The organism is Streptomyces sp. NPDC029041 (genome assembly GCF_040637515.1).
In the GTDB taxonomy this organism is placed as follows: domain Bacteria; phylum Actinomycetota; class Actinomycetes; order Streptomycetales; family Streptomycetaceae; genus Streptomyces.
This window is the reverse complement of the sequence record NZ_JBEZWO010000008.1, coordinates 306,094-328,637: the sequence shown is the minus strand read 5'-3', so window position 1 is coordinate 328,637 and position 22,544 is coordinate 306,094. Positions and strand designations below refer to the sequence as shown.

21 protein-coding genes are annotated in these 22,544 nt (G+C 70.0%); 6 read left to right on the top strand and 15 right to left on the bottom strand.

All coding sequences use genetic code 11. The features are described 5' to 3' along the window. Positions 1-88: 88 nt before the first annotated feature. From AB0F04_RS22770 to AB0F04_RS22755, 4 genes are all read right to left on the bottom strand, one after another. The gene (locus tag AB0F04_RS22770; protein WP_362043919.1) at positions 89-643 is read right to left on the bottom strand and encodes a Uma2 family endonuclease; all 555 of its coding nucleotides are present in this window, start codon (positions 641-643) and stop codon (positions 89-91) included. 70 nt (positions 644-713) lie between these two features. Continuing rightward, positions 714-1,592: a hypothetical protein gene (locus AB0F04_RS22765; RefSeq protein ID WP_362043917.1), complete on the bottom strand. Its 879-nt coding sequence runs from the start codon at positions 1,590-1,592 to the stop codon at positions 714-716. A 288-nt stretch (positions 1,593-1,880) separates the two neighbouring features. After that, positions 1,881-2,015 (bottom strand): DUF397 domain-containing protein, encoded by a 135-nt coding sequence (locus tag AB0F04_RS22760; protein ID WP_362044294.1) that lies wholly within the window; start codon positions 2,013-2,015, stop codon positions 1,881-1,883. Beyond that, positions 1,975-2,892, bottom strand: a complete 918-nt coding sequence (locus tag AB0F04_RS22755; protein WP_362044292.1) for a helix-turn-helix transcriptional regulator — start codon at positions 2,890-2,892, stop codon at positions 1,975-1,977. The genes AB0F04_RS22760 and AB0F04_RS22755 overlap by 41 nt, the downstream gene beginning before the upstream one ends. 239 nt (positions 2,893-3,131) lie before the next feature. Between AB0F04_RS22755 and AB0F04_RS22750 the strand changes: the two genes are divergently transcribed. Further along, positions 3,132-3,644 (top strand): ATP-binding protein, encoded by a 513-nt coding sequence (locus tag AB0F04_RS22750; RefSeq protein ID WP_362044290.1) that lies wholly within the window; start codon positions 3,132-3,134, stop codon positions 3,642-3,644. Between the two features lie 172 nt (positions 3,645-3,816). Here AB0F04_RS22750 and AB0F04_RS22745 read toward each other — a convergent pair whose 3' ends face one another. Continuing rightward, positions 3,817-4,344: a YbjN domain-containing protein gene (locus AB0F04_RS22745; RefSeq protein WP_362043916.1), complete on the bottom strand. Its 528-nt coding sequence runs from the start codon at positions 4,342-4,344 to the stop codon at positions 3,817-3,819. 165 nt (positions 4,345-4,509) lie between these two features. On the opposite strand from AB0F04_RS22745, the gene AB0F04_RS22740 reads away from it, so the two are divergent. Beyond that, positions 4,510-4,998 carry a hypothetical protein gene (locus AB0F04_RS22740; RefSeq protein WP_362043914.1) on the top strand — a complete coding sequence of 163 codons (489 nt, stop codon included), beginning with the start codon at positions 4,510-4,512 and terminating at the stop codon, positions 4,996-4,998. 12 nt (positions 4,999-5,010) lie between these two features. Here the strand turns inward: AB0F04_RS22740 and clpB are convergent, their stop codons facing one another. Then, positions 5,011-7,608: an ATP-dependent chaperone ClpB gene (gene clpB, locus AB0F04_RS22735; protein WP_362043912.1), complete on the bottom strand. Its 2,598-nt coding sequence runs from the start codon at positions 7,606-7,608 to the stop codon at positions 5,011-5,013. A 102-nt stretch (positions 7,609-7,710) separates the two neighbouring features. Here clpB and AB0F04_RS22730 point away from each other — a divergent pair, with 102 nt between their 5' ends. Next, positions 7,711-8,127 (top strand): TIGR03618 family F420-dependent PPOX class oxidoreductase, encoded by a 417-nt coding sequence (locus AB0F04_RS22730; RefSeq protein WP_362043910.1) that lies wholly within the window; start codon positions 7,711-7,713, stop codon positions 8,125-8,127. Positions 8,128-8,294: 167 nt separating this feature from the next. Here the strand turns inward: AB0F04_RS22730 and AB0F04_RS22725 are convergent, their stop codons facing one another. Further along, a complete protein-coding gene (locus AB0F04_RS22725) occupies positions 8,295-8,591 on the bottom strand; it encodes a (2Fe-2S)-binding protein (RefSeq protein ID WP_362044288.1) in 297 nt (98 codons plus the stop codon). A 354-nt stretch (positions 8,592-8,945) separates the two neighbouring features. On the opposite strand from AB0F04_RS22725, the gene AB0F04_RS22720 reads away from it, so the two are divergent. Both AB0F04_RS22720 and AB0F04_RS22715 read left to right on the top strand, forming a co-directional pair. After that, positions 8,946-9,965 carry a helix-turn-helix transcriptional regulator gene (locus AB0F04_RS22720; protein WP_362043908.1) on the top strand — a complete coding sequence of 340 codons (1,020 nt, stop codon included), beginning with the start codon at positions 8,946-8,948 and terminating at the stop codon, positions 9,963-9,965. After that, positions 9,962-10,948 (top strand): helix-turn-helix transcriptional regulator, encoded by a 987-nt coding sequence (locus tag AB0F04_RS22715; RefSeq protein ID WP_362043906.1) that lies wholly within the window; start codon positions 9,962-9,964, stop codon positions 10,946-10,948. Before AB0F04_RS22720 ends, AB0F04_RS22715 begins: the two co-directional genes overlap by 4 nt. On the opposite strand, the gene AB0F04_RS22710 is transcribed toward AB0F04_RS22715, so the two are convergent. The 7 genes from AB0F04_RS22710 to AB0F04_RS22680 form a co-directional block, all read right to left on the bottom strand. Next, positions 10,911-11,954, bottom strand: a complete 1,044-nt coding sequence (locus tag AB0F04_RS22710; RefSeq protein WP_362043904.1) for a LuxR C-terminal-related transcriptional regulator — start codon at positions 11,952-11,954, stop codon at positions 10,911-10,913. The genes AB0F04_RS22715 and AB0F04_RS22710 overlap by 38 nt on opposite strands. Before the next feature lie 207 nt (positions 11,955-12,161). Beyond that, on the bottom strand, positions 12,162-13,271 hold the full coding sequence (locus AB0F04_RS22705) for a substrate-binding domain-containing protein (protein ID WP_362043902.1): 1,110 nt from the start codon (positions 13,269-13,271) through the stop codon (positions 12,162-12,164). A gap of 279 nt (positions 13,272-13,550) precedes the next feature. Further along, the gene (locus AB0F04_RS22700; protein WP_362043900.1) at positions 13,551-14,003 is read right to left on the bottom strand and encodes a helix-turn-helix domain-containing protein; all 453 of its coding nucleotides are present in this window, start codon (positions 14,001-14,003) and stop codon (positions 13,551-13,553) included. A 5-nt stretch (positions 14,004-14,008) separates the two neighbouring features. Next, on the bottom strand, positions 14,009-15,190 hold the full coding sequence (dnaJ, locus tag AB0F04_RS22695) for a molecular chaperone DnaJ (protein WP_362043898.1): 1,182 nt from the start codon (positions 15,188-15,190) through the stop codon (positions 14,009-14,011). 33 nt (positions 15,191-15,223) lie between these two features. Beyond that, positions 15,224-15,880, bottom strand: coding sequence for a nucleotide exchange factor GrpE (grpE, locus tag AB0F04_RS22690; protein ID WP_053670419.1), 657 nt, complete (start codon positions 15,878-15,880; stop codon positions 15,224-15,226). Further along, positions 15,877-17,733, bottom strand: a complete 1,857-nt coding sequence (gene dnaK, locus AB0F04_RS22685; RefSeq protein WP_362043896.1) for a molecular chaperone DnaK — start codon at positions 17,731-17,733, stop codon at positions 15,877-15,879. The genes grpE and dnaK overlap by 4 nt, the downstream gene beginning before the upstream one ends. Positions 17,734-17,827: 94 nt before the next feature. After that, positions 17,828-18,847 carry an undecaprenyl/decaprenyl-phosphate alpha-N-acetylglucosaminyl 1-phosphate transferase gene (locus AB0F04_RS22680; RefSeq protein ID WP_362043894.1) on the bottom strand — a complete coding sequence of 340 codons (1,020 nt, stop codon included), beginning with the start codon at positions 18,845-18,847 and terminating at the stop codon, positions 17,828-17,830. Between the two features lie 330 nt (positions 18,848-19,177). On the opposite strand from AB0F04_RS22680, the gene AB0F04_RS22675 reads away from it, so the two are divergent. After that, positions 19,178-21,505 carry a (Fe-S)-binding protein gene (locus AB0F04_RS22675; protein WP_362043893.1) on the top strand — a complete coding sequence of 776 codons (2,328 nt, stop codon included), beginning with the start codon at positions 19,178-19,180 and terminating at the stop codon, positions 21,503-21,505. 135 nt (positions 21,506-21,640) lie between these two features. Here the strand turns inward: AB0F04_RS22675 and AB0F04_RS22670 are convergent, their stop codons facing one another. Next, a complete protein-coding gene (locus AB0F04_RS22670) occupies positions 21,641-22,084 on the bottom strand; it encodes a DUF6086 family protein (protein WP_362043891.1) in 444 nt (147 codons plus the stop codon). Between the last annotated feature and the right edge of the window lie 460 nt (positions 22,085-22,544).

Below are 22,544 nucleotides of genomic sequence, written 5' to 3'. Positions count from 1 at the left end.
ACCGGTGATATCAACGCGCCTGCGGAATTCCCACCTCCGGAAATTCCCGGGCCGACCGCACCCCGCCGCGCTACAGGGGAGTCCTTCGTCAGCGGGTGTCCGCCTCGGGCTCCGGACGCGGAAGCTCGTCGAGGTCCAGAGTGAAGATGCGGCCGTCGGCCAAGGGGATGGGAAGCTTGCCCGTGCCGTACTTGTGGGTGTGTGCCGCGATGTAACCGGTGGCGGTCGGCTGGGTGTGAAGGACGACTTCCTGCGCGTAGGGGTCGACGACCAGGTAGACCGGGATTCCGTAGCGGCCGTACTTCGCGGTGCAGTCGTCGTAGTCCTTGCGTGCGGAGGAGGTCGAGACGACCTCGGAGATCAGCAGGACGTCCTCGAAGCCGTAGCGCTTGCCCTCCCGACTGGCGTCCTCGCGGAGGATCGCCAGGTCGGGCGCGGAGTTCTCGTCGGCGGGGAAGTCGATGTAGACGTCGGAGACGGTCTTCGCATGGCGTCCGAGGGACACGACCGTGTCGTACTGCATCGACTTGATCGTGCTGGAGTGCTCGACGCTCTGCGGGGTCATGATCACCTTTCCGTCGGCCCCGAACAGGACCGTGTATCCCTTGGGGAACTCGGTGTTCACGATCGCGTCGACGCTCATGGACGGCTCCTTCCCGCGTGTGGTCAGGATACGACGGACAATGCCGCGTCACCGAGCCCAGCGGTGCGGCTCAGCCGGCCGCACGCAGATGCTCCTCGGTGAGGCGGCCCCGGCAGCTTCGGCAGTGTCCGGGCTCCTGGGCGCGGAAGGCGCGCTCGCAGCCGTCGCAGGTCTGGAAGGGCAGTACGACCGGGCGGGCGACGTCCGGCGTGAGCGGCGCGGGGGGTGGCACGGGCAGTGGGGTTTCGCGGAGGCGGAAGGCCAGGACGCTTGCCGGGCGGGCCCGGAAGCGGTCGGGGAGCCGTACGGTCAGCAGCTCCGTGATCTCCCGCGGCCCCACACCGGCCGCCAGCCACTCGGTGACGGCCGGTGCCAGGCGGGCGGCCTCCCGTGCGGAGAGGACGAGCCGGGGGTCGACCCGGCGCAGGGCGGTCAGTACGGCGACGGCCTCGGGGGCCGCGTCGGCGAGTACGGGCACCGCGCTTGTGGGCTCCCCGGGACCGGGAACGAGCACCGCGTCCCGTCGGGGCGCCTCCCGGACGGCGGGCCGGGGCCGGCGCGGCTTCGGCGGCTCGGGCGGCGTGCCCTGCGGGTCGTGGCCGCCGGGCACGTCGTAGAAGTAGGTCCGGGTGCGGACCTGCCCGGTGGGCGTCCGTTCGCGGCGGCGTTCCAGGTATCCGGCCGCCTCGAGCTCCCTGAGCGCGCGCGAGATGAGGATCTCGCCCTCGCTGAAGTGCCCGCACAGGGCGGCGATGGTCACGGGGAAGCCGTCGGGAAGGGAGGAGATGTACGCCGCGACGCCGATCGTGACCGCGCTGCCACGCCGCTGGGCGAGGGCGTTGGAGATCACCGTGAAGTCGGCCGTCAGCCGGGTGCGTACGTGGATCACGCCGGAGGTCGGAACTCCGGCGTCGGCGCGCAGGCGCGCGTTAGACTGCGAGTCAGCCATCGGGAAGGGTTTGCTTCCTGATCGGTCAGGCCCTCGATCGGGATGCCAGTCCCGGCCGGGGGCCGTCGTCTGTGTGAGGTGGTCGCCGCGAACGTAACGGCCCGTTACCCGCTGCTGCAAGCCGGTCACTCGGACGGGTGACGGCCGCCCTCTGGCGCGGGGAGGGTGGGTGGGCGGGTAGTTCTTTCCCCAGTTCTTTCAGGAGGTCAGCGGCCCGCCGGACCCTCGCGGACAAGGGCCCGGTGAGCCCGGAGGGCGGACGGCGACCGGAGCCCGAGCCCGGCTGCCTCAGGAACGGTCGCGCCCGGCCTTCAACTCGCCTATGAATGCGGCCCAGGAGACTGCTCCGAAGCACAGCGCCGGGCCCTGCGGAGCCTTGCTGTCACGGACCGGGACGACGGCCCCTCGGAATCCGCCGGCCACCTCCACGCAGTTGCCGCCCTCCTGATTGCTGTAGCTGCTCTTGCGCCAGGCGGCGCCGTTCAGATCGGGACGGGACGTTCGCTCCACGGTGGTTGTCCTCCATCACGGATCGGATCATGTCGAGCGACATGAGCGGGGGCAGAGCTGCCGCCCGCAGCCGATCGTAAGTCAGCGCGAAATCCCTGACCTCGTCCGGATCCTCGATGAGCCGGCCGTGGTGCGCGCCTTCCGTATAGGCGACCTCCGAGCCGTCCGGCATGGTGAGCACCGTGAGCGAACCGCCCATGACCTCGTGCTCGCCCTGGTCGAACGGCAGTACCTGCACGGTGATGTGGCGTTCCGCCCTGGTCCCGAGCAGTCGCTCCAACTGCTCACGCATCACCGCCGGTCCGCCGACCGGCCGCCGGAGCACCGCCTCGTCGAGGACCGCCCACAGCTCGGGCCGTCCGGGCAGGCCGAGACGCTCCTGCCGTCCCAGGCGAAGGGCGACCCGTTCCTCCAACTGCTCCTCGCTGCCGAGCGTCCGGCCGACGCTCAGCACCGCACGCGCGTAGTCCCCGGTCTGCAGCAAGCCGGGGACCACATGAGCCGAGTACTCGCGAATGGCCACCGCCCGCTCCGAGTACTCCATGAATCTCCGCGACCAGTTCGGAAACGCCTCCCGGTACACGTGCGGCCACAGTTCCACCAGCAAGTCATCCGCGCCGAGGGCCGCGTCCAGCGCACGCGCCAGCTCCAGCGTCGGTCTCGCCCCGGACGCCCGCTCGACCTGGGTGATCCGCGTGCTCACCACATGCGTTCGATCGCCCAGCTCGGCCTGGGTCAGTCCCGCCGCCGTGCGGAGCCTGCGCACCCGCGCACCGAACAGGGCGGCCATCGACGCGCTGGGGTCAATTCCGTTGGCCAAAGCATCACTTCCGTTCCTTACCGCCTCAAAAGTAAGGCCGTACCACCTGTCGAGCGTAGGACGATCCGTCGATCCTTGAGCACGGAACGTGACGACTCGTGTGCGTCGCGATACACCCTCGCTCCACGGAAAGGGACGGACAGACCGTGCTGACAGAAACCGCCACCCCGGGGGACGGGCATGACGGGCATGAACCCCGACCGCTCACCCTGCGGTTCCCCTCCTCCCCGCACGGTGCGCGGCTCGCCCGGCGGCACGCCGTCCGATGGATGGAGCGAGGGGGTTACCCTCCGGCGTCGGACGCCACCTGCGCGGTCGCCCTCGTCGTCGGCGAACTCGCGGCGAACGCCGTACGGCACGGCCGGGTCCCCGGCCGGGACTTCAGTCTCCGGCTCGCCCTCGACCGGGCTGCGGACCTGCTGCGCATCGAGGTCGCGGACGCCGCCTCCGCGAAGCGGCTGCCCACGGTGGCGCCCTCGTCGCATCCCGAAGGCGAGTCCGGCCGGGGACTGCTCCTGGTGGACGCCCTGGCCGCGCGCTGGGGGTCGGCGCCTCGCCGCCCGGTGGGCAAGACGGTGTGGGCGGAGCTGCGTCTTCGGCCTGACGCCGTCGGCGGCGGCAGCGGCGTCGGCGGCCGCCGAGGAGAGCCCGCTGAGCTGGAGGGCCGGAGCGCGGCGGCCCCTTCCTCCGCCCGGCACGGCGTCAGGGGGCGATCGAGGTGATCCGGAAGGCATCCTGAACGCATCCGGACGCACCGGACGCACCGGGCGCGCCGGAGGCACCGGAGGCACCGGAGGCACCGGAGGCACCGGAGGCACCGGAAAAAGCAGACGGCGCGTGCAGCGCGTACCCGTTCGTACGCGCCGACGCGCCGTGGAGGCCCCGGCAGGGGGCCTACTCGTTGTCCTCGGGCTTCTCCGCCTCGTTGATCTCCTCTTCGAGACCGAGCTGCTCGACGAGCCACTTGTCGAACTCGATCGCCGCGCGCACCCAGCTGACCGTCGAGGAGACGAAGTGCTCCAGGCTCACGCCCATGCCGATCAGCATCTGGGCCTCGCCGATCAGGCGGACCGTGCCGTCGTCGTGGGTGTGGCTGTAGACCTTCGGCCACAGGGTCCGGCGGTTCCAGTCGTCGATCGACTCCAGGATCTGCGGCTTGGCCTCGATCTCGTGGGGCCGGTCGTAGAACGTCCGCACGGAGAAGACCTGCTGGTCTCCCTCTCCCCGGAACATGAAGTAGGTGCGGAACTGCTCCCACGGCGCCGCGAGGTCACCCTCGTCGTCGACGACGTACTTGAGCTCCATCTGGTCGAGGAGCTGCTTCACGAGGTCCTGATCCGGGACGACGGGGCCGGCCGGGCCGCCGGGCTGCGGCTCGGGCTGGCCCCCGAAGTTCGGAATCGAGGACGGGTCGATGGTCACCGTGAATTTCCCTTCGTACGGATTCCGCCATCCTCCCCCATGCGGGGAGGGGGGTGGCAAGCCCCGACAGGCCCTGTCAGCCCACGGCTGACACGATCCGGTCAACCGCAACCTCCGGGTGCCCACAACCGTCCTTCTGAGCAGCCGACGGAGGGGGCTGTACCCGTGCAGGAAGCGAACAGAGGTCGTACCCGGTGGGGGATCGTCCTGCCGTTCCTGGCCCTGCCGGTGGTGGTGCTCGGCGTGCTGATCGCCGGCCTCTTCCTGTGGGCCTGGCCGGACGACGACGAGCCTCTCGGCGACGCCCGCAGGGGCGCGGCGGCGACGGTCCCCTGCACCGAGGCCCTGGCCTTCGGCGCCGCCGAGCGTCCCGCGCACGCCCGCGTCCACGACTGCACCGTGCAGCGGGGTATCGACACCTCGTACTCGGCGGTGCTGCGGATGCCCCGCGAGGGCGTCCGCGACTGGCTGCGCGAGACGTACCCGGACGCCCAGGAGCCCCGCACGGGCGGGGGCGCCTGCGGGGCGCTCTGCCTCGACGTGACCCACGAGAACGGCCTGCCGGGCACGGCGGAGGCGCACGTGGTGCAGGTGAGGGTGGAGCACGTGAACGCCGGGACCGCGCTGGTGCGCTTCTCGGCGTTCACGATGTGACCGGGGACGGTCCTACAGCGTCTTGCCCGTGGCCGGGCCGACCAGGAGCCCGTCCTCGAAGCGGTCCACCCGGACCGTGTCGCCGTCCTTGATCTCCCCGGACAGGATCTCCTTGGCGAGCCGGTCGCCGATGGCGGACTGCACCAGGCGGCGCAGCGGCCGGGCGCCGTACGCCGGGTCCATGCCCTCCTCCGCGAGCCAGGCCAGGGCCTCGGGCGTGATGTCGAGGGTGAGCCGCCGCTCGGCGAGCCGCTTGGCCAGGCGCTCCAGCTGGAGCTTCGCGATGCGCTCCAGCTCGGGCTTGGTCAGCGCCGAGAAGACGACCAGGTCGTCCAGACGGTTGAGGAACTCCGGCTTGAAAGAGGTGCGGACCACCTCCAGCACCTGCTCCTTCTTCTCCTCCTCGCTGGTGATCGGGTCGACCAGGAACTGGCTGCCCAGGTTCGACGTCAGCACGAGGATCGTGTTGCGGAAGTCGACCGTACGGCCCTGGCCGTCCGTCAGACGCCCGTCGTCCAGCACCTGGAGCAGGATGTCGAAGACCTCGGGGTGCGCCTTCTCCACCTCGTCCAGCAGGACGACGGAGTACGGCCGCCTGCGCACCGCCTCGGTGAGCTGGCCGCCCTCCTCGTAGCCGACGTATCCGGGCGGGGCGCCGACGAGGCGGGCCACGCTGTGCTTCTCGCTGTACTCCGACATGTCGATGCGGACCATCGCCCGCTCGTCGTCGAAGAGGAAGTCGGCGAGGGCTTTGGCCAGTTCGGTCTTGCCGACGCCGGTCGGGCCGAGGAAGAGGAAGGAGCCGGTGGGCCGGTCCGGGTCGGCGATCCCGGCGCGGGACCGACGCACGGCGTCGGAGACGGCCCGCACGGCCTCGGTCTGGCCGATGAGCCGCTTGCCCAGCTCGTCCTCCATGCGCAGCAGCTTCTGCGTCTCGCCCTCCATCAGCCGCCCGGCGGGGATGCCGGTCCAGGAGGCGACGACGTCGGCGATGTCGTCGGCGCCGACCTCCTCCTTGACCATGGTGTCCTTGGCGACCTCCTCCTCGGCCTCGGAGGCGGCCTCCAACTCCTTCTCCAGGGCGGGGATCTCGCCGTAGAGCAGCTTGGAGGCGGTGTCGAAGTCGCCGTCGCGCTGGGCGCGTTCGGCCTGGCCGCGCACCTCGTCGAGGCGTTCCTTCAGCTCACCGACGCGGTTGAGGGACTGCTTCTCCTTCTCCCAGCGGGCGGTCAGGCCGCGCAGTTCCTCCTCCTTGTCGGCGAGGTCGCGGCGCAGTTTCTCCAGGCGTTCGCGGGAGGCCGCGTCGGTCTCCTTGCCGATCGCCAGCTCCTCCATCTTGAGCCGGTCGACGGCGCGCTGCAGTTCGTCGATCTCGACGGGTGAGGAGTCGATCTCCATGCGGAGCCGGGAGGCCGCCTCGTCGACGAGGTCGATGGCCTTGTCGGGCAGGAAGCGGGAGGTGATGTACCGGTCGGAGAGCGAGGCGGCGGCGACCAGCGCGCTGTCCGCGATCTGCACCTTGTGGTGGGCCTCGTAGCGCCCCTTGAGCCCGCGCAGGATCGCGATCGAATCCTCGACGGTCGGCTCGGTGACCAGGACCTGCTGGAAGCGGCGCTCCAGGGCGGGGTCCTTCTCGATCCGCTCGCGGTACTCGTCGAGGGTCGTCGCACCGACCATGCGCAGTTCACCGCGCGCGAGCATCGGCTTCAGCATGTTCCCGGCGTCCATGGCGGAGTCGCCGCCGGCACCGGCCCCGACGACGGTGTGCAGCTCGTCGATGAAGGTGATGATCTGCCCGTCGGAGTCCTTGATCTCGGCGAGGACGGTCTTGAGCCGCTCCTCGAACTCGCCCCGGTACTTGGCGCCCGCGACCATCGCGCCCAGGTCGAGCGCGACCAGCCGCTTGTCCTTCAGCGACTCGGGCACGTCACCCTTGACGATCCGCTGGGCGAGGCCCTCGACGACGGCGGTCTTGCCGACGCCGGGCTCGCCGATCAGCACGGGGTTGTTCTTGGTCCGCCGGGACAGCACCTGCACCACGCGCCGGATCTCCTGGTCCCGCCCGATGACGGGGTCGAGCCTGCCCTCCCGCGCGGCGGCGGTGAAGTCGGTCCCGAACTTCTCCAGGGCCTTGTACTGCCCCTCGGGGTCGGCCGTGGTCACGCGTCGTTGTCCTCGCGTCTTCTGGAAGGCGGCCTGGAGCTTCTTGGCGTCGGCCCCCTGCTGCGCCAGCACCTCGCCGGCCGCGCCGCCCTTGGCGGCGAGGGCGATGAGGAGGTGCTCGGTGGAGAGGTACTCGTCCCCCAGGTCCTTGGCGCGGGCCTGCGCGTCGGCGACGACGGCCAGCATCTCGCGGTTGGGCTGGGGCGGCGCGACGGTCGACCCGGTGACGCTGGGCAGCCCGGCGAGCACGCGCTCGGCTCCGGCGCGCACGGCGGCCTGGTCGGCGTCGACCGCGGCGAGCAGGTCGGTGATGTTCTCGTTGTCCTGTCCCTGGAGCAGCGCGAGCAGCAGGTGGGCAGGGGTGAGGTCGGGGTGTCCCTCGGTCACGGCCCGGTTGCTGGCAGCGTTGATCGCGTCCCGGCTCCGGTTGGTCAGCTCGGCGTCCACGTTCGCGTTCTCCTCCTCGCACTGACCCGAACGGCTTGCACAAAGTTGAGTCTACTGCACTCAAGGGCATGGCCGGGAGGATCGGGGTCTAAGTTCCGGGGCATGGCGACCAAGTACTCCGTGGACCCCGGCGCTCCGGACCCGTCGTATCTCGGCTTCTGGCGGGAGCGGCACCTGTGCACCCTGACGACTCCCCGCCCGGACGGCACTCCGCATCTGGTACCCGTCGGGGTCACCTACGATCCCGAGGCCCGTCTGGCTCGGGTGATCACCAATCGGGGGAGCGCGAAGGTGCGGTACGTGCGGGCCGCCGGGGAGCAGGGGGCGGCCGTCGCCGTCTGCCAGCTGGAGGGCCGCCGCTGGGCGACACTGGAGGGGCGGGCCTTCGTCCACGAGGAGCGGGACCGGGTCGCCGAGGCGGAGCGGCGCTACGCGGAGCGCTACGGCAGGACCCCGTCGCCGAACCCGTCACGGGTGGTGATCGAGATTCACCTGACGCGGGCGATGGGGCGAGGTTGACGGAAGTGAAAATCCACACCGGCGATCGACCGGATCCAGCCACCGCCTGATCACGCCCATACCCGGAAATAACCCGGAAAACTGCAGCGGCGTCACCGTGTTCAGGTCACGGTGACGCCGCTGCGGGGGGAAGCACCTGAGCGATCTGTTACGACGGGGGAATCGCGTCAGGCACTGCGGGGGGTGGCAGAGATGGTCCTCGGGGCGGGAGTGTCGGCCTCCACCTGCCGGTGGTCCCGTTGGTCCAGGTTCACAAAGATCATTCCGTACCGTACGGCACATCGGACTGGCTGCGGCGCCCCCCGAGGCCGCCGCAGACACCGGTAGGCCCGGACGTCCTCGTCGTCGTCCCGCGTGACGACCACCGGCTCGCCGAAAACGGTCACCATCAACGAGTCACCGCTGTGGGGGATGGCGGTGACCAGGTCGATGAAGTGCCAGCCGGAACGGTAGGCGGTGGCCATTTCACGGCGGAAGGAGCGGTCGTCGGGTGGAGTGGTCACGTCAGCTCCCGGCTCCGTCTGCAGTGGCCACCACGGACTGGGCAGCCGCCGGCCACACACTGTCGGCCAGGACACGACTCTTGGCAGCCGCCGGCCAGACACTGTCCGCCCGGTCATCGCCGCTCGCGCCCGACAGGCCACTCACGGTTCCGAAAGCCACGACGGCAGAGAAGGCGGCGACAAGCCCCAAGCGAAGCATTCTGTTACGCATAGTCGGCTTCGTCCTCACTTGAAGGTCCCCTCTTCCCCCGTCGAATACGACGATGGCTCATTCAGGCACGTGATGGCCACAGAATCGATGCATCATGTTCCTGCATGTTCAGGACCCTGGGGGGTGGAGATTTGACAACGAATCGGACCAAGGTGACACATCCCCATGTGGTGACCGAGATGTGCGAGGAAGGTGGCCGACTTTACGCGAACGCCCTGCGTGCGGGACGCGTTCTGCGAGCGGACGTGGAAGCGGCCCCCTGCCTGATGGAGTTCGCCCTTCTCCACCCGGACCCTGACGACCCGGACTGGCTGCGCCCCGTCCCCCCGGCGGTGGCCCTTGCCCAACGGCTCAATCCCATCGAGAACGAGATCACCGAGCGCAGGCGCGTGTCGATCGAACTCTCGGACGCCTTCGCCCCTTTCATGGCGCTCAGCGCGCAGACCACCACGTCCAGCGACTCCATCACCGTGCTGGAGGGCAGCGAGCGCATCAACGCGGCGCTCAACCTGGCCACGGCCCAGTGTCAGACCGAGATGCTCACCATCCAGCCGAGCGGCCACCGGCCCGAACGCAGCCTGATCCAGGGGCTCGAGCGCGACCGGCCGCTTATCGAACGTGGTGTGCGCATACGGACGCTGTATCCCCACACGGCACGGCACAACCCCGAAAGGCTCGCGTACGCGGGCCAGTTCTCCGATGGCAAAGTGGAACACCGGACCATCGACGGGCTGATGGAGCGGCTCATCATCTGCGACGAGACGGTCGCGTTCATCCCCACCCGCGACGACCAGAAGGTCGCACTGGAACTCCGTCACCCCGGCCTCGTCAGCTACCTGATCAAGGTGTTCGAGTTCATGTGGGACCGGGCCGTCCCGCTGAGCGCCGGCGCCCCCTACGAAACCGCCCCGGACGGCATCACGGAGCTCCAGCACTCCATCGCCAAGCTCCTGGTCGAGGGTCATGTCGACGAGGCCATCGCCCGCCGACTGGGCATGAACGTCCGCACCTGCCGGGCCCACATCGCCAAGCTCGCGCACGCTCTGGGCAGCGGAAGCCGCGCCCAGCTCGGGTACCTCATCGCACAGTCCGGCATCCTGGAACGCGCAGGTGCGGCCCAGTGAGCGCACCCCATCCGGAGCACAGCGCGGAGGACCTGTGCTCCGCGGGCGCGAGGTTGTACGAACGGGCACTGCGCGAAGGAAAGTTAGCGGCCGCGGAAGCCGACTTAGCCCCCTGTCTCGTAGACCTGGGCCTGCTGCATCCCGCCCTCGACGACCCCGTCCGGCTGGAGCCCGTCACCCCGGTCGTCGCCCTGCACCGGCTCCTGCGCACCTCAGGGGAGCGCATTGCGAACGAACGGCGGCGCGAGGAACGACTGGCCGAGACCTTCGGCTCCCTCATGCGGCTCGCCCGTCAGGGGCCCGCGGCCCCCGAGGCCCCCATGATCCGGCTGCTCGCCGGCACGGAGCAGATCAACCGGGCAATCACCGATGCCATGGCCGATGCCTCCGAAGAGCTGGTCACCGTCCAGCCCCGCGCCGGACTCACCGGAGCACGCGGTGAGGCCGCCGACGCCGCCTCGCTCGGCCGCGACCAGGCCGCGCTGGACCGAGGCTGCCGCATACGCACGCTCTACCCGCACACACTGCGTCACTTCCCCACCATCGCCGCCCGTTGCGAGCGGCTGAAGGGCGACATCGAGGTGCGCTCGCTGGACGAAGTGCCCGACCGCCTCATCGCCATCGACCGCGCCGTGGCCTTCGTCCCGGCCGACAAGGACGGCAAACTCGCCCTGGAGATCCGGCACCCGGCCCTGGTGGACCACCTGGTCACCACGTTCGACCGCCTGTGGCGCCTCGCCACACCCATGCACCCGACGACCGCCCCCCAGCCCTCCCACAACGGCATCACCCCCCGCCAGCACGCCATAGCCGCGCTCCTCGTCGAAGGCCACACCGACGCCGTCATCGCCGACCGGCTCGGGATGAACATCCGTACCGCGCGGGTGCACATCGCCAAGCTCGCCGCGACGCTGGGCAGTCAGAGCAGGGCGCAGCTCGGGTATCTCATCGGGCAGTCCGGGATCCTTGATCGGGAACGCTGAGGGACGGGGACGCGGCCGAGGGGGGAGGGCCGTCCAGGCCCGCCTGGGCGATGCGCACGCCCAGCTGCGTACGACTGGCCGCCCCCAGCGTCTCCGAGAGCCGCGCGATGTGCGCCCGGCAGGTCCGGACGCTTATGCCCAGCCGTTCCGCGATGACGGCGTCCTGATGCCCCTCCGCGAGCAGCGCGGCGATCGACTGCTCCCGGTGGGAGATGCCCTCGATGCCGGTGTCGGGGAGCGGGGCCTTGAGGGGGATGGCGAGGCGCCACAGCCGTTCGAAGACCGTGACGAGGTATTCGACGATCGCCGGATGCCGCAGCTCGAGGGCCATCGTGCGCTCGGAGTTGGCGGGGATGAACGCCACCGTCCGGTCGAACAGGATCAGCCGGTCGATCACCTCGTCCAGCGTGCGCGCCTCCACCGCGTCGCCCATCAGCTCCAGGTAGTTCAGCAACCCCTGCCCGTGCCGGGCGACATGGGTGTACAGGTCCCGCATCCGCACGCCCCGGCCGCGCAGCGCCAGCGCCCGGTGCAGCCCCTCGGAGAGCTCCGCCTCGCGGCGGATGCCACCGGGCTGCACCGTGAGGACCTCGGCCGTGCACGCCTGGGTCGCCTCGTCCATCGCGGCCTGGATCCGGGCGAGTCCGTCCAGGACCCGGATCGCCGGGCCCTCCGAAGCCGGGGCGGCCGGCAGCACCCGGTCGCCCAGCCCGGCGTACCACTCGACGGCCGCGACGGCCGAGCCCACCCGCCGCCGGCTCGCGCTGACCTCGTCGTACATCCCGCGCAGCAGCCGGGTCATGACCTCCTGCGGGGAGGTCGGCACCAGCCAGTCCATGTCGTCGGGGTCCGGGTGCAGCAGGGCGAGTTCCAGCAGGCAGGGCACCGGCTCCGCGTCCCGGCGCGGCACCCGGCCGCGCCGTACGGCCCGGGAATACACGCGATCCCCGGTCTCGCACAGTCGGTCGGCACCATGGGGATGCTCATCCGCCCCGTGCCCGGCCATCGCCCATTCCACCCCCGGTTCCGCCGTCCTCCGCAGCGCAACTATGCGCGGACCGGACGTGCTCCGCAACACGGCTCCCCGCGCGACGACCGCCGGAAACCACCGGTACCCACCGGTATCCCCGGGCTCGGTTCGGCCGGTCGCCGGGCTGGTCCCGGGTCCGGTGGCAGCGGAGGACCGGGGGTGTGAACCCGGTTCCCGGCCCGGCTACTTCAGGCCGATGGCCCGGCACGCCGCCTTGTACTCGGCCGTGCAGATGTCCGACTGCTTGTAGATGTCGTCCGCGACCACCGTGTCCTTGATGTTCTCCTTGGTGAGCGCGACCACCGGCACGAGCTGCGCCGGAATGCCCTTGTCCGTGGGGCTGTCGACCTTGTCGCGGGTGAGGGCGGCGAACTGGATGTCCCGGCCCTGGACCTTGGCGACGGCCATCTCCGCGGCGTTCTCCGCCTCCTGCGGGTAGGACTTGTACACGCTCATGTACTGGTCACCGGCGATGATCCGCTGGACCGCGGGCAGCTCCGCGTCCTGCCCGGTGATCGGGGGCAGGTCGCTCACGCCGGCGGCCTCCAGCGCCTTGACGATGCCGCCCGCCATGCCGTCGTTGGCGGAGTACACCGCCGCGATGTTGTCCTTGCCGATCTTCGCGATGGCCTTCGCCATGTTGGCTTCGGCGTTCTCCGGCTTCCAGTCCTCGGTGTCGAAGGACTCGGCGATCGTCACCTTGCCGTTCAGCTCGGACATCGCCCCCGCCTTGAACTGCTTGGCGTTGGGGTCCGTCGGCGAGCCGTTCATCATGACGATCTTGTCGGACAGGCTCGCCTTCTCGCCGATGGCCTCCAGCAGGGAGCGGCCCTGGACCTCGCCGACCAGCTCGTTGTCGAAGGAGATGTACGCGTCGATCGGGCCCTCGGCCAGCCGGTCGTAGGCGATGACCGGGATGCCGGCCTCCTTCGCCTTCTTCACGCCCCCGGCGATGGCGTGCGAGTCGACGGCGTCCAGCAGGATCACGTCGACCCGGTCGTCGATCATCTGCTGCAGCTGGCTCGCCTGCTTGTCCGCGCTGGCCTCGGCGTTGGCGTACTCGACGCGTCCCTTGTCGTTGGTGAGCGACTCGACCTTCCGCTTGATGATCGGGTAGTCGAAGTTCTCGTAGCGCGTGTTCGCCTTTTCCGGCAGCAGCAGACCGACCGTGATGTCGTTGCCCTTGGCCGGGCTGGCGTCGTCACTGCTCCCCGTCGCGTTGAGCACGCCGCAGCCGGCGAGCGTGACGGACATCGCGGCGGCTGCCACGGATATGGAGATGGGACGACGCATGCGGGAGCTCACTTCGCGTGTGATTCGGACGTGGGCACAGCTTTGCGGCCCATGTGACTGAAAAGCCAACGCGGAGGCGCCCCCCAGCGTCAAGCGGAACCACTTAACGAGATGACAACACCACGCTCCGCAAGCGTTGTGAAGACTCTGCGGAATCACCTTCAAGTGGCGTGCACCACGCGGTCATCCACGGGAGGCACAGCGAAACCAGGGCAAGACCTGCAAAGTGCGCGAAAAGGGCCGGGAGTCACCTCCCGGCCCTTCCCCTGCGTACGCGCGTCAGTCGGACGGCTGCTGCCGCTTGGGCCGCCACACCACCAGCGCGCTGGTCTGCTGCACCTCCTGGTACGGCACCAGGTCGCGCCGGTACGACGCGTGCACCGCGGCCTCGCGCTGGCGCATCGCCGCCGCGGCGCCGTCGAGCGCGTCCTGCATCTCGGCCACCCTCGCCTGGAGCGCGGCCACCTGGTTCTCCAGTTCGATGATGCGCTTGATACCGGCCAGGTTGATGCCCTCGTCCTGCGACAACTGCTGGACGGTGCGCAGCAGTTCGATGTCACGGGCCGAGTAGCGGCGGCCCCGGCCGGCGGTGCGGTCCGGGGAGACCAGACCCAGCCGGTCGTACTGGCGCAGGGTCTGCGGGTGCAGGCCGGACAGCTGGGCCGCCACCGAGATGACGTAGACCGGGGTCTCCTCGGTCAGTTCATACGGATTGCGCCGACGACCGTCCATCTGACTCATGCTCCCTTCGCGGCCTGGAACAGATCCGCCCGCGGATCCTCACCCGCGGTCGCCTCTCGGTACGCCTCGAGTGCGTCACGAGCCTTCCCCGACAGGTCCTTCGGGACACTCACCTCCACGGTGACCAGAAGGTCGCCGCGGGTGCCGTCCTTGCGGACCGCGCCCTTGCCCCGGGCGCGCATGGTACGCCCGTTGGGCGTGCCCGGCGGCAGCTTCAGCGTGACGGGTGGGCCGCCCAGGGTGGGCACCCGCACCTCGCCGCCGAGGGCCGCCTCGGCGAAGGTCACCGGGACGGTGACCGTGAGGTTGTCGTCCTTGCGGCCGAACACCGCGTGGGCGCCGACGTGCACGACCACGTAGAGGTCGCCCGCCGGCCCGCCGCGCTCGCCCGGCGCTCCCTTGCCGCGCAGCCGGATCCGCTGGCCGTCGTTGACGCCCGCGGGGATGCGCACCTGCATGGTCCGCGAGGACTTGGCCCGTCCGCTGCCCTTGCAGACCTCGCAGGCGTTCTCCGCGATCAGGCCGCGGCCCTTGCAGTCCGGGCAGGGGTCGGTGAGGGAGAAGCCGCCGCCGCTGCCCCGGGCGACCTGCCCGGTGCCGACGCAGGTCGGGCACACGCGCGGTGTGCCGTTCTTGTCGCCGGTGCCCGAACAGGCCTTGCAGGGCGACTGCGACGACATGCGCAGCGGGACGGTGGCGCCCTCGATCGCCTCCGTGAAGCTCAGCGTGACCTCGGACTCGATGTCCTGGCCGCGCCGCGGCTGCGTGCGCGTCCCCGCGCCCGCGCCGCCGCGGTTGAACAGGCCCCCGAAAACGTCACCGAGCCCGCCGCCGAAGCCGCCGGCTCCCTGGCCGCCCTGGGCGCCGCCTCCGAAGAGGTCGCCCAGGTCGAAGTTGAAGGAGCCGCCCGCGCCGCCCGGCCCCGGGCGGAAGCCGCCGTTGCCGAAGAGGGCGCGCGCCTCGTCGTACTCCTTGCGCTTCTTGGGGTCGCCGAGGATGTCGTTGGCCTCGGAGATCTCCTTGAAGCGCTCCTCCGCCTTGACGTTTCCCTTGTTGGCGTCCGGGTGGTTCTCGCGGGCGAGCTTCCGGTACGCCTTCTTGATCTCGGCCTCGGTGGCGTCCTTGGGGACGCCGAGGACCTTGTAGTAGTCCTTCTCGATGAAGTCCTTGGTGCTCATCCTCGACGCCCCTCCTTCCCTTCGTCTATGACGTCAGCCCTCGTCCGGGCCACCGCTCTCCTTGTCGTCGGCGTCGGCGGACTCGTCCGCCTTGACCGTCTGCGCCCCCGGCTGGGGTTCGGCCACGGCCACCCGCGCGGGGCGGATGGTGCGCTCGCCGATCCGGTACCCGGGCTGCAGGATCGCGACGCACGTCGTCTCGGTGACGTCCGGTGCGTAGCTGTGCATCAGGGCTTCGTGGATCGTCGGGTCGAAGGGCTCGCCCTCCTTGCCGAACTGCTGCAGGCCCATCTTCGCCGCGGTGCTCTCCAGCGACTCGGCGACGGACTTGAAGCCGCCGACCAGTTCGCCGTGCTCCCGCGCGCGGCCGATGTCGTCCAGCACGGGCAGGAGCTCGGTCAGGAGGTTCGCGATGGCGATCTCCTTGACCGCGATCCGGTCGCGCTCGACCCGGCGGCGGTAGTTCTGGAACTCGGCCTGGAGGCGCTGGAGGTCCGCGGTGCGCTCGTTGAGCGCCGTGCGGGCCTGGTCCAGCTGGGCCACCAGAGCCACGTCCTGGCCCGTGTCCCCGGCCGGGGCCGCCCCCTCCTCCGCGGAGGGGGAGGCGGCCTTCGGCTCGGCGTCTTCGGAGGTGGCGCCGGAAGGGACGTCGGGCTGCTGCTCGTCGAAGCCCGGGGTCTCCTCCGTCACGCGGCACCGTCCTTCCGGTCCTCGTCGACGATCTCGGCGTCGACGACGTCGTCGTCAGCGGCCTTGGCACCACCGGCGGCGCCCGCGTCACCGGCGGGGCCACCGGCGGCCTGGGCCGCATTGGCGTCCGCGTACATGGCCTGGCCGAGCTTCTGGGAGACGGCCGCGACCTTCTCGGTGGCGGTGCGGATCTCGGCGGAGTCCTCGCCCTTGAGCTTCTCCTTCAGCTCGGCGACGGCTTCCTCGACTTCGGTCTTGATGTCGCCCGGGACCTTGTCCTCGTTGTCCTTGAGGAACTTCTCGGTCTGGTAGACGAGCTGCTCGCCCTGGTTGCGGGACTCGGCGGCCTCGCGGCGCTTGTGGTCCTCCTCCGCGTACTGCTCGGCCTCCTGGCGCATGCGGTCGACCTCGTCCTTCGGCAGCGAGGAGCCGCCGGTGACGGTCATCTTCTGCTCCTTGCCCGTGCCCAGGTCCTTGGCGGTCACGTGCATGATGCCGTTGGCGTCGATGTCGAAGGACACCTCGATCTGCGGGACGCCGCGGGGCGCCGGCGGCAGACCGGTCAGCTCGAACATCCCGAGCTTCTTGTTGTACGCCGCGATCTCGCGCTCGCCCTGGTAGACCTGGATCTGCACGGACGGCTGGTTGTCCTCGGCGGTGGTGAAGATCTCGGACCGCTTGGTCGGGATCGTCGTGTTCCGCTCGATGAGCTTGGTCATGATGCCGCCCTTGGTCTCGATGCCGAGGGACAGCGGGGTGACGTCGAGGAGCAGGACGTCCTTGACCTCGCCCTTGAGGACACCGGCCTGAAGGGCGGCGCCGATGGCGACGACCTCGTCCGGGTTGACGCCCTTGTTGGCGTCCTTGCCGCCGGTCAGCTCCTTGACGAGCTCGGCGACGGCGGGCATACGGGTGGAACCGCCGACCAGGACGACGTGGTCGATCTCGCTGATGGAGATGCCGGCGTCCTTGATGACGTTGTGGAACGGCGTCTTGCAGCGCTCCAGGAGGTCCGCGGTCAGCTGCTGGAACTGGGCGCGGGTGAGCTTCTCGTCGAGGTGCAGGGGGCCCTCGGCGGAGGCGGTGATGTAGGGCAGGTTGATCGAGGTCTCGGTGGACGAGGACAGCTCGATCTTCGCCTTCTCGGCGGCCTCGCGCAGACGCTGCAGGGCCATCTTGTCCTTGCCCAGGTCCACGCCGTGGCCGGACTGGAACTGCTGGACGAGGTAGTCGACGACGCGCTGGTCCCAGTCGTCACCACCGAGGTGGTTGTCACCGTTGGTGGCCTTCACCTCGACGACGCCGTCGCCGATCTCCAGCAGCGAGACGTCGAACGTACCGCCACCGAGGTCGAAGACCAGGATGGTCTGGTCGTCCTTGTCGAGGCCGTACGCCAGGGCGGCGGCGGTGGGCTCGTTGACGATGCGCAGCACGTTCAGACCGGCGATCTCGCCGGCCTCCTTCGTGGCCTGACGCTCGGAGTCGTTGAAGTACGCCGGGACGGTGATGACCGCGTCGGTCACCTTCTCGCCCAGGTAGGCCTCGGCGTCACGCTTCAGCTTCTGCAGCACGAAGGCGCTGATCTGCTGCGGGTTGAAGGGCTTCCCGTCGAGCTCGATCTTCCAGTCGGTGCCCATGTGGCGCTTCACGGAGCGGATGGTCCGGTCCACGTTCGTGACCGCCTGGCGCTTGGCCACCTCTCCGACGAGCACCTCACCGTTCTTGGCGAAGGCGACGACGGACGGCGTGGTCCTGGCGCCCTCGGCGTTGGTGATGACGGTGGGCTCGCCGCCCTCCAGAACGCTGACGACGGAGTTAGTCGTGCCCAGGTCGATGCCGACCGCACGTGCCATGGTTGATTCCTCCAGCTGACTTGAGTGGAACGGACTCAAGTGTGCACGACGGCTCCCCAGCGGTCAACAGAGCTGAGTCGGGCAGACTCAACTCTTATCCGCTCCTTACACGCAACGGCGCTCTGACCTGCGTCGATACGCTGCGGCGGGGGCCGTGCACCGGTACACGCGAGAGAGTGAACACCACTACGAGCGCCCCTCCGGCCACCCACCACAGGGCGCCCGCTCCGATCCAGTCGGCGTGCGCGAGTACCCCGACGAGCATCCCTGACAACGCCCCGGCCCCCAGGAGCAGACTCGCCCCCGGCGCGGTCAGACCGAGCCGCCGCAGCCGGTGTGCCAGATGGTCGGGCCCGCTGCGCGTGACACTCCGCCCGCCCAGCCGCCGCGACGCCAGCACGAGGACGACATCGGCGGCCACCACGGCGGTCAGCGCGAACAGGACACCCGCGCTCTCCCCCAGCCCGAATCCGGCCCGGGCGTACACGGCCCCCACGGCGATCACGAAGCCCGCGGCCATGGACCCGCAGCCGCCCAGCGCCGCCCGCGCGGGGTGCCAGTTGTGGAGGAGGAAGCCGGTCAGCGCGGCGGCCAGCACGCTCGCCAGCCCCGCGATCCCGTCCATCACCTCGACGGCCGCACAGGCCGCGGCCCCGAAGGCGGCGACCACCCCGACCGTACCCGCCAGCCCGTCGGCGTGATCGAGCCCCCGGAATCCGGACACCACCGCCACGACCCACACGACGGCCAGCAGCCCGGTCCCGATCCCCGTCTCCCCGTACGGCACGACACACGCCGCCGCCACGGCCGTACCGGCGGCCAGCACCCGCCGCCGCAGCCGCAGTACGTCACCGGCGAGCCCGAGCAGGGCGACGGCGCCCGCGGCGACGAGCACCCCCCGCGCCTCGCCGGCGGACGGCGCGACCCCCAGCCACTCCCCACCCCCGACGACCAGCCCGGTGACGAGCACGACGGCCAGTCCCCCGGACAGCGGCACGTCCCGCTGCCGGCGCCGCTCGACCAGGCGCAGCCGCAGGGCGGGGGCCCGCAGGGCGGCGGCGAGCACGGCGGTGAGGACGAGGGCGGTGGCGGCGGCGGTGATCCCGTAGAGCACGGATATAAGTTAGGCGGGACTATGACATTTCGGTATGAATAACACGACGGGACGCACAACGAGATTCACGGGGACCGGCGACGGCACGCAGGGCGGCTCGCGACGACACGCGCGACGGATCGCGACGACACGCACGGCGGATCGCGGCCGGATCCGGTCTGTTCCTGAGGCAACCCTCAGCGATTCAGATCACTGCCCACCCGGCTACAGTGCGGCGGAGGATGAGGGTAGTCTCAGACGGACTGCATAAGTTACCGCTTAGTAATTTCGGGGCACCTGGAAAACGACAGGCCACCCCGACGAAACCCCTCGCAGGCCCGAGGAGCCCCCATGCAACTCGCCGCGATCATCGTGTCGCTGGTACTGACCGTGGTCGGCGTCGCGCTGCTCGCACGCGCGATCGGCCAGTTCGTCCGGTACTTCAAGCTGGGCCAGCCGGTCCCGGCCGGCACCCGGACCGACAACCCCTACCAGCGCAGCGTGACCCTGGTGAAGGAGTTCCTCGGCCACACGCGCATGAACCGGTGGGGCATCGTCGGTGTCGCCCACTGGTTCGTCGCCGTCGGCTTCCTGACACTCCCGCCGACCATCATCACCGCGTACGGCCAGCTCTTCCAGGCCGACTGGACGCTCCCGGTCATCGGCGGCTTCCTGCCGTACGAGCTCTACATCGAGTTCATCGCGGCGATGACCACCCTCGGCATCGCCACGCTGATGGTCATCCGCCTGCTGAACCTGCCCTCGCGGCCCGGCCGCAAGTCGCGGTTCACCGGTTCGAAGATGGGCCAGGCCTACTTCGTCGAGTACGTCATCCTCACCATCGGCCTCGCCATCTACGTGCTGCGCGGCCTGGAGGGTGCGCTGCACCACGTGGACCACTACGAGGCGGCGTACTTCGCGTCGTACCCGCTGATCCTGGCCTTCAAGGGCCTCAGCGTGGCCGCCCTGCAGAACCTGGTCTACTTCTTCGCGATGATCAAGCTGGGCACGACCATGATCTGGATGATCACGGTCTCGCTCAACACCAACATGGGTGTGGCCTGGCACCGCTTCCTCGCCTTCCCGAACATCTGGTTCAAGCGCGAGGCGAACGGCGGCACGGCCCTCGGCGCCCTGCAGCCGATGACCTCGGGCGGCAAGCCGATCGACTTCACCGACCCCGGTGACGACGACGTCTTCGGCGTCTCCCAGGTCGAGCAGTACTCCTGGAAGGGCCTGCTGGACTTCTCCACCTGCACCGAGTGCGGCCGCTGCCAGTCGCAGTGCCCCGCCTGGAACACGGGCAAGCCCCTCTCCCCCAAGCTGCTGATCATGTCGCTGCGGGACCACGCGCACGCCAAGGCGCCGTACCTGCTGGCCGGCGGCGGCAAGACGATGGAGGGCGAGGAGAAGGCGTCCGAGGGGGCCCTGAAGGACGTCCCCGCCGCGGCCCTCGCGGAGGCCGAGCGCCCGCTGGTCGGCACCGCCGAGGAGAACGGCGTCATCGACCCGGACGTCCTGTGGTCCTGCACCACCTGCGGCGCCTGTGTCGAGCAGTGCCCGGTGGACATCGAGCACGTCGACCACATCGTCGACATGCGCCGCTACCAGGTGATGATCGAGTCGTCCTTCCCGTCCGAGGCGGGCACGATGCTCAAGAACCTGGAGAAGAAGGGCAACCCCTGGGGCCTGGCGAAGAAGCAGCGCCTGGAATGGCTCAAGGAGGTCGACTTCGAGGTCCCGGTCGTCGGCAAGGACATCGAGGACCTGTCCGAGGTCGAGTACCTCTACTGGGTCGGCTGCGCGGGTGCCCTCGAGGACCGCGCCAAGAAGACCACCAAGGCCTTCGCGGAACTCCTCCACATCGCGGGCGTCAAGTTCGCGATCATGGGCGGCGACGAGAAGTGCACCGGTGACTCCGCCCGGCGTCTCGGCAACGAGCCCCTGTTCCAGGAGCTCGGCATGGAGAACGTCATGGCGCTGAACATGGCGTTCGGCGAGGAGATGGACGAGGACGGCAAGGTCACGGCGGAGTCGGCGAAGCCGAAGTCCGCCAAGAAGATCGTCGCCACCTGCCCGCACTGCCTCAACACGCTCGGCAACGAGTACCCGCAGCTCGGCGGTGACTACGAGGTCATCCACCACACGCAGTTGCTGCAGCACCTCGTCGACGAGGGCAAGCTGATCCCGGTCACGCCGGTCGAGGGCATCATCACGTACCACGACCCGTGCTACCTGGGCCGCCACAACAAGATCTACACGCCGCCGCGCGAGATCATCGCCGCCGTCCCCGGCGTCCGCAACGAGGAGATGCACCGCCACAAGGAGCGCGGCTTCTGCTGCGGCGCGGGCGGCGCCCGGATGTGGATGGAAGAGCGCATCGGCAAGCGCATCAACAACGAGCGCGTCGACGAGGCCCTGTCGGTGAACCCCGACATCGTCTCGACGGCCTGCCCCTTCTGCCTGGTCATGCTCACGGACTCCGTCAACGGCAAGAAGAACGACGGCAAGGCCAAGGAGTCCATCCAGGTGGTGGACGTGGCCCAGCTGCTGCTGGACTCGGTGAAGACGCCGGTCCCGGCGGAGGACGAGGGCGACGGCTCGAACGACGACGGCGGCGAGCCGCCGGCCGGCACGTCGGACTCTACGAGCGCGCCGGAGCCGGAGCCGGTGAAGTAGCCGGTCCCAGCCGGTCGTTCCGACCTCTGCGAAGCCCCCTGCCCGATCTCCGGGCAGGGGGCTTCGGCGTTCCCTGCGGGTCATCGGGCACGCCGGCAGGGCGACGGGCCCGGAAGACGGCCGTGCCTCGCCGCCTCAGCGCGACATCCAGCGGTCCACCTCTCGCGCCCGGGTGTCCAGGGCGGTGAGGACAGCGGCCGGCGCGGTCCGCGGATCGCCGGGAACCTGCACGTCGGACCGGACGCCGCCGGCCATGTGTCCGAGCCCGGAAGGCGGGATCTCCACCTCGATTCCGGCGCGCCGCGCAAGCGCGACCGCCGTCGCCACGAACCCCTCGGAGAGCGCGAGGATCACGGAGTGTCCCGTCCGGCCGTGCCAGGCGACCAAGCGGCGCGCGAACTCCGCGTACACGGCCGGATCGACCTCGAGTGTGTCCGGGTCACCCGCGTGCTCGTGACCGATCCCCGACGGCAGCCCGAGCTCCGCCTCGAAGACCTCGACCTGCCGTACGAAGAGGCGGCCGGCGCCGTTCGAGGGGTTCCACAGCGTCTCGTCACCCATGTCGAAGTACATGCTCATCGTCGCTCCCCCTGCTCGGCTGCCCCGGCGCAGAGTAGAAGATCGGGCGGGTGGTGGGCACCTGGGTAAGACGGTGGGGCCTCAGAGGTCACACACGACCGCGTCGGCATCGGGCACGGAGCACCCGAAGACGACACCTGAATTCCCGGCCACGACACGTGGATTCGCGACCACGACACCTGAATTACACGCTGCTCATCCGCCAGGAGGAGTCACCGCTGCGCAGCGTCCGCGACTGGCCGGTCCTGCTCGTGTCCGTCGTCGGAGGCGCGACCGCCGGTCTGGCACCTCACCTGTTCTGAGCAAGGGTTTCCGGCACAGAACAGCCGTTGCGAGCACGGAACAGCCGTGCCCGGCGGGGCGTCGTACGACCCCATGAACCGAGCACCTCGCGGTCGGCGTGCCGCACGAGGACGTCGACGGCAGGGCGGACCAGGGCGGCGTCCACGTCTTCCGCGGG

Coding starts and splice junctions, on each gene's coding strand:
- AB0F04_RS22675 (WP_362043893.1), top strand. CDS start 19,178: ATGCAACTCGCCGCGATCATCGTGTCGCTGGTACTGACCGTGGTCGGC.
- AB0F04_RS22730 (WP_362043910.1), top strand. CDS start 7,711: ATGGCGACCAAGTACTCCGTGGACCCCGGCGCTCCGGACCCGTCGTAT.
- AB0F04_RS22770 (WP_362043919.1), bottom strand. CDS start 643: ATGAGCGTCGACGCGATCGTGAACACCGAGTTCCCCAAGGGATACACG.
- AB0F04_RS22710 (WP_362043904.1), bottom strand. CDS start 11,954: ATGGCCGGGCACGGGGCGGATGAGCATCCCCATGGTGCCGACCGACTG.
- AB0F04_RS22700 (WP_362043900.1), bottom strand. CDS start 14,003: ATGGACGGTCGTCGGCGCAATCCGTATGAACTGACCGAGGAGACCCCG.
- AB0F04_RS22720 (WP_362043908.1), top strand. CDS start 8,946: ATGTTCAGGACCCTGGGGGGTGGAGATTTGACAACGAATCGGACCAAG.
- dnaJ (WP_362043898.1), bottom strand. CDS start 15,190: ATGAGCACCAAGGACTTCATCGAGAAGGACTACTACAAGGTCCTCGGC.
- AB0F04_RS22725 (WP_362044288.1), bottom strand. CDS start 8,591: ATGGCCACCGCCTACCGTTCCGGCTGGCACTTCATCGACCTGGTCACC.
- AB0F04_RS22765 (WP_362043917.1), bottom strand. CDS start 1,592: ATGGCTGACTCGCAGTCTAACGCGCGCCTGCGCGCCGACGCCGGAGTT.
- AB0F04_RS22705 (WP_362043902.1), bottom strand. CDS start 13,271: ATGCGTCGTCCCATCTCCATATCCGTGGCAGCCGCCGCGATGTCCGTC.
- AB0F04_RS22670 (WP_362043891.1), bottom strand. CDS start 22,084: ATGAGCATGTACTTCGACATGGGTGACGAGACGCTGTGGAACCCCTCG.
- AB0F04_RS22755 (WP_362044292.1), bottom strand. CDS start 2,892: ATGGCCGCCCTGTTCGGTGCGCGGGTGCGCAGGCTCCGCACGGCGGCG.
- dnaK (WP_362043896.1), bottom strand. CDS start 17,733: ATGGCACGTGCGGTCGGCATCGACCTGGGCACGACTAACTCCGTCGTC.